The organism is Streptomyces sp. NPDC004539, from assembly GCF_040610055.1.
Taxonomy (GTDB): domain Bacteria; phylum Actinomycetota; class Actinomycetes; order Streptomycetales; family Streptomycetaceae; genus Streptomyces.
The window spans coordinates 359,466-371,605 of record NZ_JBEXLS010000003.1; the positions used below are offsets into that span (position 1 = coordinate 359,466).

12 protein-coding genes are annotated in these 12,140 nt (G+C 74.0%); 4 read left to right on the forward strand and 8 right to left on the reverse strand.

Features of this window, described 5'->3' with window-relative positions; translation table 11 throughout:
• Positions 1 to 4: 4 nt before the first annotated feature.
• On the reverse strand, positions 5 to 1,117 hold the full coding sequence (locus tag ABZX85_RS08150; RefSeq protein WP_355863663.1) for an amidohydrolase family protein: 1,113 nt from the start codon (positions 1,115 to 1,117) through the stop codon (positions 5 to 7).
• Position 1,118: 1 nt separating this feature from the next.
• Positions 1,119 to 2,522, reverse strand: a complete 1,404-nt coding sequence (locus ABZX85_RS08155; RefSeq protein WP_355863665.1) for a glutamine synthetase family protein — start codon at positions 2,520 to 2,522, stop codon at positions 1,119 to 1,121.
• A gap of 280 nt (positions 2,523 to 2,802) precedes the next feature.
• On the opposite strand from ABZX85_RS08155, the gene ABZX85_RS08160 reads away from it, so the two are divergent.
• Positions 2,803 to 3,684, forward strand: a complete 882-nt coding sequence (locus ABZX85_RS08160) for a Cof-type HAD-IIB family hydrolase (RefSeq protein WP_355863667.1) — start codon at positions 2,803 to 2,805, stop codon at positions 3,682 to 3,684.
• An 88-nt stretch (positions 3,685 to 3,772) separates the two neighbouring features.
• Here the strand turns inward: ABZX85_RS08160 and ABZX85_RS08165 are convergent, their stop codons facing one another.
• The 3 genes from ABZX85_RS08165 to ABZX85_RS08175 form a co-directional block, all read right to left on the reverse strand.
• Complete coding sequence (locus ABZX85_RS08165) at positions 3,773 to 4,489, reverse strand: response regulator transcription factor (RefSeq protein WP_355863669.1); 717 nt, start codon at positions 4,487 to 4,489, stop codon at positions 3,773 to 3,775.
• Between the two features lie 273 nt (positions 4,490 to 4,762).
• The gene (locus ABZX85_RS08170; RefSeq protein WP_355863671.1) at positions 4,763 to 5,446 is read right to left on the reverse strand and encodes an ABC transporter ATP-binding protein; all 684 of its coding nucleotides are present in this window, start codon (positions 5,444 to 5,446) and stop codon (positions 4,763 to 4,765) included.
• 66 nt (positions 5,447 to 5,512) lie between these two features.
• Positions 5,513 to 5,884, reverse strand: coding sequence for a DUF4333 domain-containing protein (locus ABZX85_RS08175; RefSeq protein WP_355863673.1), 372 nt, complete (start codon positions 5,882 to 5,884; stop codon positions 5,513 to 5,515).
• A gap of 195 nt (positions 5,885 to 6,079) precedes the next feature.
• Here ABZX85_RS08175 and ABZX85_RS08180 point away from each other — a divergent pair, with 195 nt between their 5' ends.
• On the forward strand, positions 6,080 to 7,297 hold the full coding sequence (locus tag ABZX85_RS08180; RefSeq protein ID WP_355863675.1) for a histidine kinase: 1,218 nt from the start codon (positions 6,080 to 6,082) through the stop codon (positions 7,295 to 7,297).
• 575 nt (positions 7,298 to 7,872) lie between these two features.
• Entirely contained in the window at positions 7,873 to 9,111 is a 1,239-nt protein-coding gene (locus tag ABZX85_RS08185; RefSeq protein WP_355864167.1) for an amidohydrolase, read from the forward strand.
• On the opposite strand, the gene ABZX85_RS08190 is transcribed toward ABZX85_RS08185, so the two are convergent.
• The gene (locus ABZX85_RS08190; protein ID WP_355863677.1) at positions 9,077 to 9,880 is read right to left on the reverse strand and encodes a lysophospholipase; all 804 of its coding nucleotides are present in this window, start codon (positions 9,878 to 9,880) and stop codon (positions 9,077 to 9,079) included. The two genes, ABZX85_RS08185 and ABZX85_RS08190, sit on opposite strands and share 35 nt — an antisense overlap.
• Before the next feature lie 85 nt (positions 9,881 to 9,965).
• Between ABZX85_RS08190 and ABZX85_RS08195 the strand changes: the two genes are divergently transcribed.
• Complete coding sequence (locus ABZX85_RS08195; RefSeq protein WP_355863678.1) at positions 9,966 to 10,739, forward strand: sulfite exporter TauE/SafE family protein; 774 nt, start codon at positions 9,966 to 9,968, stop codon at positions 10,737 to 10,739.
• Here ABZX85_RS08195 and ABZX85_RS08200 read toward each other — a convergent pair.
• Positions 10,666 to 11,571, reverse strand: coding sequence for a methylenetetrahydrofolate reductase (locus ABZX85_RS08200; RefSeq protein ID WP_355863680.1), 906 nt, complete (start codon positions 11,569 to 11,571; stop codon positions 10,666 to 10,668). The genes ABZX85_RS08195 and ABZX85_RS08200 overlap by 74 nt on opposite strands.
• Positions 11,572 to 11,673: 102 nt before the next feature.
• Complete coding sequence (locus tag ABZX85_RS08205; RefSeq protein ID WP_355863682.1) at positions 11,674 to 12,120, reverse strand: hypothetical protein; 447 nt, start codon at positions 12,118 to 12,120, stop codon at positions 11,674 to 11,676.
• Between the last annotated feature and the right edge of the window lie 20 nt (positions 12,121 to 12,140).

Below are 12,140 nucleotides of genomic sequence, written 5' to 3' on the forward strand. Positions count from 1 at the left end.
ACTTTCAGAACCGGTCGCGCAGCCGGTAGATCCGGCGCGCGTTCTCCGCGCCCGCCCACCGGGCGAGCCGCACCGCGTCGGGCGGACTCAGCTCACCCGCGTCCACCCGGTCCTGGAGAAGGTCCCCGAGACCCCGGCGGAACGCCAGCGCGCCGAGCGCGTAGAACTCGGCCACACCATAGGCGTCCGAGCTGTACAGCAGTTTGCCGAACGGTGTGATCTCCAGCGCTTCCGCCAGCACCGCCGCCGCCCGCACCGGCCCCACATGGTGCAGCGTCAGCCCGACATCCAGATACACCCGCGAGAACACCGAGGTCAGATAGGCCGCCTGCCGCTGGAACGGCCAGCAGTGCAGAAGCAGGACCGGGACGTCGCCGGGAATCGCGTGCAGCCAGTCCGTCAGCAGACTCGGGTCCGCCCGGTGCAGCCGGATGTCCCCGTCCCCGAACCCGGTGTGCAACTGGAGCGGCACCCCGGCCTCCACGGCCGTCCACAGCAGATGACGGACGAGTACGGCGTCGTCGAGCCGGCCTTCTCGCCCGAGCCAGCTCCGCGCGGCCCGCGTGATCTCCTGCGGCGCCGGGCGTGTCGGATCGAGGGCGAACCCGGTGCGGTAGGCGGCGACCGACTTCACGGCGACCACCCCGGGGGCCCGCACGGCGTCGTGGACGGCCCGCGTGAACTCCTCGGCCCAGTCGCCCGGTTCGACCCCGTCCGCCTTCAACTTCTCGGCGACCGACTCCAGCCGGACCACCTCGTACGCCGTTCCCCGCGCCGCCTCCGCGAGTTCGGCGGGCGTCGTGAGCGGGATCGGGGTGTGGCCGGTGTCCACACAGAACGTGTGGGTCCGGGAGGCGTGCAGGAAACGGCGGTTGACCTCCTCGGCGCCCAACTCGGCCCGCCGCTCCAGGTATTCCTCGGGCGGCGCGTGCGGCGGAAGGTCGAGGACGGGGGCGCAGTGGCGCCGTACGGCGATCCCCGTGGGGGTGTCGAAGGGGGTGACGCCGCCCTCGGTGAGGAGGGACTCGAAGGCCGGGCGGTCGAGGTCGTGCCGGGTCACGCCGTGGCAGTGGTGGTCGACCAACTCCAGTTCCGCGAGCGCCTCGTGGACCCGCATGTCAGTAGGTCCAGCGGTAGGCGGCGGCGATCCGCTCGTCGTCCAGGCCCCGGACGGCGTCGAGTTCGCCCTCGCGGACCGCGGTCACGGCGTCCGCGAGGACCGGGCCGAGGGCCGTGCGCAGGACCTTGTCCTCGCGGAACTCGGCGACCGCCTCGGAGAGGGACGCGGGCAGACGGCGGACCTCCCTGGCCGCGGCGGTGCGCGGGTCGAGCGCCGCCGGATCGCCGGTCGTCTCCTGCGGGAGGCTCCGTCCCGCGGCGAGGCCGTCGAGTCCGGCGGCGATCAGGCAGGTCAGGGCGGCGTACGGGTTCGCGGCGAGGTCGATCGGCTTGACCTCCAGGTTCGCCTGCTCGGCGCGGTGGCCCTTGGTGCCGGGGACCAGCCGCAGGGCCGTCTCCCGGGTCTCCAGGCCCCAGGCGGTGAACACCCCGGCCCACTGGGCGGGTTTGAGGCGCAGATAGCTGGCCGGGCTGGGGGCGGTGACCGCCAGCAGGGCGGGCAGGCGGGCGAGGACACCGGCCGCGAACGCCTCCGCGTCCGGGGTCAGACCGTGTCTGCGGTCGCCGCCGGTGTGCAGGTTGCGGCCGTCGCGCCAGGCGGAGAGGTGGACGTGGCCGCCGTTGCCGACGCCCGTCGCGGCCACGGCCGGGGCGAACGAGACGCGCAGGCCGTGCCGTCCGGCGACCGCGCGGATCGTGTGCCGGGTCAGCGCGCTGCGGTCGGCCGCCGCGACCGGGTCCGCCGTCCCCACCGAGATCTCGAACTGGCCCGCCGCGTACTCCGGATGGACCTGGTCGACGTCCAGCTCCTGGGCCGCGCACGCCTTCAGCAGGTCCGCGAGGAACGCGCCCAGCTCCACCTGGCGCGTCGCGCCGTACGCCGGGGCCGTCGTCACCGGCACGAACTCGCCCGGCGGGGCCGAGTCCAGGCCGAGCATCCACTCGACCTCGATCGCCGCGCGGAAGGTCAGGCCGTGCTCCAGGGCGGCCCGCTCCTCGATCCGGCGCAGCGCCGTGCGGGAGCAGCCCGGGTGCGGGGTGCCGTCCTGCGTGATGCGGTCGACCGGCGCCCACGCCCAGCCGGGCTGCGCGGCCAGCACGGTCAGCAGGTCGAGGTCCGGGTACAGGCGCAGGTCGCCGTCCGGGGAGCCGAGGACGTCCGTCGTGACGATGTGGTCGTTCGCGAGGAACGTGTCGAACACCGGGGACATGCCCACGCCCCAGGCGGCGGCCGAGGGGAGCTTCGCCGTGGGGACCGTCTTCACGCGGTGGACGCCGGCCGTGTCCACGTACGCGAGGACGATGCCGTGGACGTCTCGGGCGGCCAGTTCCTCGGCGAGGGCTTCGGCCCGCTCGACGTCGCCCGGCCTGCCGCCGGGGGTGGGGTCGGCGAGGGTGGTCATACGGGTCCTCCTCGGGCAAGCCGGGCTTTCGGGCCAGGGTTTCATGTCCGGGGGGTCGGGTGGGGGTGGTGGTGGGCGCGTTTGGCGCGGCGGGTGCGTCGGGTGGGGGTTCGGGGGAGGGGGCCGGGGTTTCCGGACGGGGGTTCGGGGGGTGGGTTCACGGGAGGGGGCGAGTTGGAGGGGCGAGGGGGGTGAGGGGAGCGTGGTGAGACGGTTCGGTTCGTCTTTCGAGGGGGCCGGTAGTCTGACGATCGGACCGACCCCGTACGGAAAGCAGGACATGCCCTACTCCGCCGCGCCCCAGCTCACCCCGAACCCCGGCCCGGCCGGACCGTCCGTCCCCGACATCCGTCTGATCGTCACCGACATGGACGGCACGCTCCTCGACGACGACAAACGGACTCCCCGGGGCCTCGGCGACATGCTGGGTCTGCTGCGCGAGCGCGGCATCCTCTTCACCCCGGCCAGCGGACGCCAGTACGCCACCCTGGAACGGGACTTCACCGGTCTCGCCGACGGCATGGTCTTCATCGCGGAGAACGGCACCTACGTCGTCCGCGACGGCCGGGAGCTCAGCTCCGACCCCGTCGCGCCCGAGGTCGCCGCCGAGATCGTCCGCACCGTGCGGCGGCTCGCCGCGAGCGGGGTCGACGTCGGGGTCGTCGTCTGCGGGAAGCGGTCCGCGTACGTCGAGCAGACCGACGCGGCGTTCCTCGCCGAGGTGCGGCGCTACTACCTGCGCAACGAGATCGTCGACGACGTCAGCTCCGTCGACGACGACATCATCAAGGTCGCCCTCTACTCCTTCGGCTCCGCCGAGCGGGACGTCGCCCCCGCGTTCGCCGGCTTCGCCCGTACCCACCAGGTCGTCGTCTCCGGCGAGCACTGGGTCGACCTCATGAACCGCACCGCCAACAAGGGGGCCGCGCTGCGCCGGCTCCAGGGGGAGCTGGGCATCACCCCGGCCCAGACCATGGTCTTCGGCGACTACCTCAACGACCTGGAGATGCTGGACGCCGCCGAGTGGTCCTTCGCCATGACGGGCGCCCACCCCGAGGTGATACGCCGGGCCCGGCACCTGGCCCCGTCCAACAACGAGAACGGCGTCCTGCGCACCATCGCCCGCGTCCTGGACCTCGGCACGCCGGAGTCGGTCGGCTGAGCCCCGGCGCGAGCGGGACCTGCGTGGCTTGGACCGTCGTGGCCCGGACCTGCGTGGCCTGGACCGGGTTCGCCTGGACCGGGTTCACCTAGACCGGGTTCACCTGGCCGTGCTGCCAGGCCCACGCCGCGATCTCCACCCGGTTCCGCGTCCCCAGCTTCACCTGCACGCTCGACAGGTGCGTCTTCACCGTCGACAGCGAGACGAACAGCTCCGTCGCGATCTCCGCGTTCGTCCGCCCCAGCGCCACCAGCCGGACGACCTCCAGCTCCCGGTCCGTCAACGGGTCGGCCGGCGCGGAGGCCACGGCGCCCGCCCTGGCGGCACGGCTCTCCTCCTGCTGCGTGAGGTGCTTGAGCAGCCGGACCGTGACCGACGGGGAGACCAGCGAGTCGCCCGCCGCTGCCGCCCGCACCGCCTCCGCGAGCAGCGTCGGCCCCGAGTCCTTCAGCAGGAACCCGCAGGCGCCGCCCCGCAGCGCGCCGTACACGTATTCGTCGAGGTCGAAGGTGGTCACGACGACGACCCTCAGCGGGTCCTCCACGCCCGGCCCCGCCAGCAGCCGCGTCGCCTCCAGGCCGTCCAACCTCGGCATCCGGATGTCCAGCAAGCACACGTCCGGCCGCAGTCGCCGCGCCAGCGTCACCGCCTCCTCGCCGTCGCCAGCCTCCGCGACCACCGTCATGTCCGGCTGCGCGTCCAGGAAGAACCGGAAGCCCGTACGGACCATCTCCTGGTCGTCGGCGATCAGCACCCTGATCGGGGCGGCGGGGTTCGGCGTCGGGGCCGGGGAGGGGACGGTCATGGGTCGATCATGCCTCAGGGGGTGAGAGGGGTGGGGTGGGTTGCGGGGGTGGGGATGGGTTCCGGGGGGGTGTTCGGGGTGGGGCGGTCTGGGCTCCTTGCTGGGGCTGGGGCTGGGGCTGAGGTTGGAAGCGGTGCGTGGGGGTGGGTGGGGTCGAGGGCTCGGCGAGCGGGTGGTCGAGGGGAGGTCCGGGTGCCGGGTGACCGGTGGGAGGGGCCCGGTGGGAGGGCGGGGCGGGCGTGGTGTGCGGGCGGTGTGGGGCGGGGTGTGGGCTCAGGCCACCGTGTACTGGGAGTGGCCGTTGATGCGGCCGTCGCGGACCTGGAGGATGCGGTCGCAGTGGGCGGCGACGTCGGGGTCGTGGGTGACCATGACGAGGGCGGCTCCCTGGGCGCGGGTGACGGAGGTCAGGAGGGTGATCACCTCCGTGCTGGTGCGCTGGTCGAGGGCGCCTGTCGGTTCGTCCGCGAAGACGACGTCCGGTTCTATGACGAGGGCGCGGGCGATCGCGACCCGCTGGGCCTGCCCGCCGGAGAGGGCGCCGGGGCGGCGGGCCTCCAGCCCTTCGAGGCCGAGCGGCGCGAACCAGCGGCGGGCCCGCTCCACCGCCTGCTTGCGCGGCACCCCCTCCAGCATCAGCGGCAGCGCCACGTTCTCCTCGGCCGGCAGTTCGGGCAGCAGCTGGCCGAACTGGAAGACGAAGCCGAACCGCTTGCGGCGCAGCGCGCTCAGCCGGTTCTCCCCGAGGCGCTCGATGCTCTCGCCGCGCAGCAGGACCGTCCCGGAGTCGGGGCGGACGATGCCCGCCAGGGTGTGCAGCAGCGTCGACTTGCCGGAGCCGGACGGGCCCATGACGGCGAGGGAGTCACGCTCCTGGATCTGGACGTCCACGCCGTCGAGCGCGACGGTCGAGCCGTACTTCTTCACGAGGCCGAGGCCGGCCAGAACGGGGTTCATGAGAGAGGGGAGCCTTTCGCGGTGAGGTGGGTGTGGACGGCTGGGCGGAGCCTGCTCGGCGCGCGGTCAGCGTTCGAACTTCCAGGTGACGGAGGTGGTCGTCGCCTTGACGACGCTGACCGGTATCTCGACGCTCTTCCCGTCGCTCCCGCGCCCCTCGCAGACGACGGTGGCGCCGGCGACCGCCTTGAGGCCCGTCGGGCAGCTGACGGCCTCGATCCTGGCGCCGACCCACGGCAGCGGGTGGTACTTGCTCTGGATACGGCCCTGGGCGATCGTCTTGGACAGGGCCGGATAGCCGTCCACCTTCACCAGGGAGTGCTCGTCCAGCCCCGTCGTCGACTCCGTGCCCGACAGCAGGTGTGTCCCCACCGCGCCCACCGCGACCAGGGCGGTCACGCCGCCCACCAGACCGATCACGAACTTGCTGCGCTGCATGGCATGCCTCCGAACGGGGAGCAGGGGAGAAGAAGGGAGAGGCGGGGCGACCGGATCGCTCCGTGCCCCCACTCTCGCCCGTCGGACCGCCCGCCCGCCTCGGCCGTCCGGCCAGGTTCTCCGGCCGTTTCACCCACTCGCCCTCGGCCGTTCGGCCGATCCGCGGAGGGGGCCGGCGGGGCTACCGTGATCGCCATGTCATCAGTCACCGGCAGGGCCCGGGGCTGTGCACGGGGTCTGGCTGTCGGCACCGTGCCCGCCGCCGCGGTCCTGGATCTCATGAACGCCGAGTCGGCGGGGGAGCCCGTCTGGCCGGTCGCCCTCGTCCTCGCCGTCGGCACCGCCGCCGTGCTCCGGGCGGCCCGGCGCCGGCCCGCCTGGCTCACGGAACAGGTGCGGATCGCCGTCCCCGCCCTGTTCTCCCTGATCTACACGGGCGTGGTGCTGGGCCTGCGGGAGCCCTCGCGGTTCGGGCCGGGCGAGGTGCTCGTCCTGCTCTGCCTCCTCTTCCTGGCGGTGCGGCATGCGCCGGGGTGGTGGGCGGCGGGGTGCGCCGTGCTGGACGGGCTGGCGCTGCTCGCCCTGCCCGTGCGGTACCTCCAGTCCTTCTCGCTGCGCGACGACGACATGGTGGCGGCGCTGCTGATCGGCCTGCTGCTCATCGGGATCGTCGCCGGGATCGCCGGGTATCTGCGGTCCGTGGACTACCGGCGGGTCGTCGCCGTCGGGGAGACCCGGCGGGCCGAGCGGCTCGCCATCGCCACCGACCTGCACGACTTCGTGGCGCATCACGTGACGGGGATTCTCGTCCAGACGCAGGTCGCCCGGATGATGGCCGACGCCCCGCAGCACGAGATCGACGGCGTCCTCGCCGGCATCGAGCGCGCCGCGACCGAGGCGCTGGCCTCGATGCGGCGTACGGTCGGGGTCCTGCGGGACGTGGGGCCGGAAGCCGTCGAGCGGCGGCCCGTCGGCGACCTCGACGGGATCTTCGAGCTCGTCGACCGCTTCCCCGGTCCCGGCCAGCGGGCCGTCGTCCACCGCGATCCCGAGCTGCCCGCCGGACTGCCCCACGAAGTGCAGGCCGCCGCCTTCCGCGTCGTCCAGGAGTCCCTCACCAACGTCCGCCGCCATGCCGCCGACGCGACCGAGATCCTCGTCAGCCTCTTCCCCGACGGGGACCGTCTCGTCGTCATCGTCCAGGACGACGGCCGAGGCGGCGTCCGCCTCCCCGCCGAGGCCCACGGCGGCGGCTTCGGTCTCGTCGGCCTCAAGGAACGCGTCACTGCACTCGACGGCGAGGTGACGGCGGGGCCGAGACAGGGGGCGGGCTGGGAGGTGCGGGCCGTCCTCCCGACGGGGGTGAAGGGGCGGGCGGGGAGTGGGGTGGAGATGCGGGAGGGGAGGCGATGAGGTGCGCGTCGAGCGGGTTCGGCCGGCCAGCACTCCGTTCAGTCCCGTGCGGCCCCCACCTCCCGCATCGGGCGGTAGACGAGGCCGGGCTGAGCGTCGACGGTGCTCCACCCCTCGGGCGGGCCGCCTGCGCCCGGCCCCTCGGGCGAGAAACGCGGCGGGTAGCGTGCCCGACAGGCGGTCGGCCCCACGCCGGCCCCCGCCGCACCCCGCGCCCGAAGGGAAGCCGCATGCCCCAACCCGCCCGCCCAGCCCCGGACTTCCCCGAGCCCGCCGGGACCGCCCCGGTCTTGCCGGACCCCGCCGGCACCGTCCCGGTCTTGCCCGCCCCCGCCGGGACCGCCCCGAACCTGCCCCACCCCGCCCACATCGCCCCCGACACGCCCGCCCGAGCCCCCTCCGCCCCCGACCGACCCGAGCCGGCCCCGCCGTCCACCGACCCGCCCACCCTCACCCCCTCCCACCTCAGCCCCTCCCACCTCACCCCCGGCCCGCCCGCCCCCGCCCACCAAGCCCCCGGCACCCCCGAGCCGACCCCCCTCACCGCCACCCCCGACCGCGCCACCCCCGCCGGCCTGGCCCTCGACCTCACCTCCGCGACCGACCCCGCCCGGCTCGCGGAGTTCTACCGGGACCTGCACCGCCACCCCGAACTCGCCTTCCAGGAACACCGCACGGCGGGGAAGCTCGCCGCCGGGCTGAGGGGAGCCGGGTACGAGGTGACGGAGGGGGTCGGGGGGACCGGGGTCGTGGGGGTGCTGCGGGCCGGTGCCGGTGCCGGGCCCGTCGTCTGGCTGCGTGCCGATATGGACGCGCTGCCGGTACGGGAGGCGACGGGGCTGTCGTACGCGTCCACGGCCGACGGCGTCATGCACGCCTGTGGGCACGACCTGCACGTCACCTGGCTCATGGGCGCCGCCGAGGCGCTCGCCGCCGGGCGGGACGCCTGGGCGGGGACGGTCGTCGTGGTGGGGCAGCCCGCCGAGGAGGGCGGGGGAGGGGCCGCGGCGATGGTCGCGGACGGCCTCCACGAACGCTTCCCGCGCCCGGACGTCGTCCTCGGCCAGCACGCCGCCCCCGGACTCGCCGGGTTCTACCCGCACACCCCCGGCCTGACCATGGCCGCCTCGGACGACATCGACGTCGTCGTGCACGGCGTCGGGGGCCACGGCTCCCGCCCTGAGTCGACCGTCGACCCCGTCGTCACCGCCGCCTACATCGTCACCCGCCTCCAGAGCGTCGTCTCCCGAGAGATCGCCGCGAGCGAGGCCGCCGTCCTGACCGTGGGCGCCTTCCACGCCGGGACCGGTCACAACATCATCCCCGCCGAGGCGAGGCTCTCCCTCAACGTCCGCACCCGGAACGGGAACACCCGCGAGAAGCTCCTCGACGCGATCAGGCGGACCGTCACCGGCGAGTGCCAGGCCGCCGGCTGCCCGAGGCCGCCGGACATCGGACTCTCCGGCGGCTACCCCGTCACCGTCAACGACCCCGGGACCGACCACCGGGTGGCCGAGACGCACCGGCGGCTCTTCGGCGCGCACACCGTGTTCGACTTCGGCCCGGTCATGGGCAGCGAGGACTTCTCCCTGCTCGCGCCCGAAGGGGTGCCGTACGACTACTGGTACGTCACGACGACCCCGCCGGACGTCTGGGAGGCCGCCGAGGGCGAGGAGCTGACGGAGCGGCTCGCGAACGTCCCCGGGAACCACAGCCCGTTGTTCGCGCCCGACCTGTCCGTGCTCGTGCCGGGCGTGCGGACGCTCGTGTCGGCCGCCCTCACCGAGCTGCGGCACCGTCCAGGAACCGGGTGAGGTCCCCGAAGACCTCCGCCCGGTTCGTCTCCGCGAACACCTCGTGCCGCGCCCCCGGATAGACCCGCGACGTCAGCACCCCGCCGCTGAGCGCCTCCACCCCCGGCCGGCTCCCCGCGAGCGGCACGAGCCGGTCCTCCTCGCCGTGCAGCCACAGCACCGGCAGCCGCCCCACGTCCCCGGCCCGGGCGACCGTTCCCAGCGTGCGGGCGAACGCCTCCAGCGTCGGCCGCTTCATCGCCCCGTGCCACACCAGCGGATCGGCCGCGTACGCCGCCCCCACCGCCGGGTCCCGGGAGAGCGCGGCCGGGCCGACGGGGACGTCCGGGATCTCGTCGTACGCCAGGAGCCTGCCCGGCAGCGCCCAGTCGCCGATCACCGGGCCCGACAGGACCAGCGCGGCGAGGTCGGCGGTCCGGCGCTGGGCGAGACGGGCCGCGATCAGACCGCCCATCGAATGGCCGACGACGACCAGCGGCAGCCCCGGCCGCCGCGCCCGCGCCAGGTCCACGACCGACTCGACGTCCGTGACGACGTCCTCGAAGTCCTCGACGAGGACCCGCTCGCCGTCCGAGAGCCCGTGCCCGGCGTGGTCCGGACCCACGACCTCCGCGCCCCGCGCGCGCAGCACCCCGGCGAGTTCCCCGTACCGGCCGAGGTGCTCGCCGTAGCCGTGGACCAGCAGCGCGAGGAGGCGGGGGGCCGGGTGCGGCCAGTGGTGGACCGCGAGGCGGCCGTGGGTGCCGTGCAGGTGGCGGACGTCGGCCACGTTCCCTCCGGAGGTCGTAGCGTTCTCAGGCGGCGAGACGGTCTTTACCTACCCCAGTTGCGTGGGCATAGCATCGGTCAACGCAATGAACACGATGACTCTGTGGCACATCACCGGCTGGGAGTTCGCCGCCCTGGCCCTCGCCGCCCTCCTCGTCGGCTTCTCGAAGACGGCCGTGAGCGGCGCCAACACCGTCAGCCTCGCCGTCTTCGCGGCGGTCCTCCCGGCCCGCGCCTCCACCGGCGTGCTGCTGCCGATCCTGATCTTCGGTGACGTCCTGGCCGTCCTCACCTACCGCCGGCACGCCCACTGGCCCACCCTGTGGCGGCTCTTCCCGGCCGTCGCGGCGGGGGTGATCGTCGGGACGGTGTTCCTGCTGTGGGCCGACGACGGCGTCGTCCGCACCTCGATCGGGGCGATCCTGCTGCTCATGGCGGGGGTCACGGTGTGGCGCAGACGCCAGGCGGAGACGCCGGACGACCCCGACGCGGTCGTCACCCGCGCGGGGCGGCTGAAGGCGCGGTCGTACGGGGTGCTCGGGGGTTTCACGACGATGGTCGCGAACGCCGGGGGGCCGGTCATGTCGATGTACCTGCTGTCCGCCGGGTTCCGGAAGCTGGGGTTCCTCGGGACGTCCGCGTTCTTCTTCCTCATCGTCAACGTGACGAAGGTGCCCTTCAGCGCCGGGCTCGGGCTGATCGACGGGAACTCGTTGCTGCTGGACGCGGCGCTGGTGCTGTTCGTGGTGCCGGGGGCGCTCATCGGGCGGTGGGCCGTGGACCGGATCAACCAGCGGTTGTTCGAGCGGCTGGTGATCGCGGCGACTGTGGTGGGAGGCTTGCAGCTCCTGCTGCGGTGAGCCCGGAGGCGGTGAGCCACGAGGACGTCGCCGCCAGGCCGCCGAACGTGTAGAAGTGCAGGCCGACCTCGCCGTGTGCCTCCGGTGAGAGCCCCGCCGCGAGCTCTCGCAGGAAACGGTCCGGGCCCGCCGTACCCATCAGGTGGGTCAGGGAGAAGCCGTACTTGCGGGCGATGCCCGTGCTGGTCGTGACGCCGAAGCGGCGGGCGTACGACAGGAGGCGGCGCACGCCGGCCGGGCCGGGGACGCCGATGCGCACCGGCAGGTGGACGCCCCGGCGCCGGGTCTCCGTGAGCCACTCCAGCACCGGGTCCACGGCGAAGCCGAACTGGGTGATGACGCCGCCGGCCATCCCCTGCTCCCGCAGCGCCGCCGCCTTCGCCTCCAGCGCCGACCACAGCACCGGGCCGTCGATCGCCGGGTGGCCCTCCGGATAGCCCGCGATCCCGACGTGCCGGACGCCGTACTCCTCCAGCAGGCCCGAGCGGATGACGGCGAGGGCGTCGTCGTACGGGCCGTGCGGGGTGGCCGGATCGCCGGAGACGACGAAGACGTCCTCCGCGGCGCGCACGTCACGCAGCGCGGCGAGCGTCTCGGCCAGCTCCGAGCGGGAGCGCAGTCGGCGGGCCGAGAGGTGGGGTACGGGGGTGAGGCCCAGCCGGCGCAGGGCGCTCGCTGCCTCCACTCTGGCCGACAGGTCCTCGGTCGCGAGGTGCGTGATGTTGACCCGGGTGCCGGGAGCCAGGGCCGCGCTCTCCAGGGCCGGGGTGTCCTTGCCGGTCATCTCCAGGGACGCGTCGGGGAACAGGGGGTGCCGCGGGCTCTCCGTCATCCGTCGTCGCGTTCCTCACCTGGGGAAAAGGGCGGTCCAGGCTAACAATCGGACGGGGGTGGGCGCTGTGGCGGGGGTCTCGTGGAGACGCGGTCGAGTGGCTCAGGGGGTGACGACCGAGGCGCGCAGGCGGTCGATCGTACGGAGGATCTCGGTGCGGTTCCCGGCGGACTTGAGCCAGGCGGGGAGGCGGGCGACGTACGTCATACGGCGGTGCTCGTGCTCGTACCAGGGGGCGTGTTCGCGGAGGTCGGCGGCCACGAAGTCGCGGAGCCGGGTGAGGTGTTCGAGGTTGTAGGCCCAGACGGTGCCGTGGCGGGTGTCGGCGGTGAGCCACAGGGGCTCGACGTCCGTGCACCGCTTGACCTGTCCCCGCACCCGTGCGAGCCCGCAGGACCGGCAGATCACCCGCCACTGCGCGGCCCGGTCGGCGGTCCCGGGCCGGTGTTCGCGGTGGGCGAGGCGGTCGCAGCGCGGGCAGCGCACGAGAGCCGAACTCGCGTAGTGGTGCAGTTCCTCGCGGGTGTCGAAGAAGCGGATCGGGGCCATGGTGGGGAGTATCGGTGGCC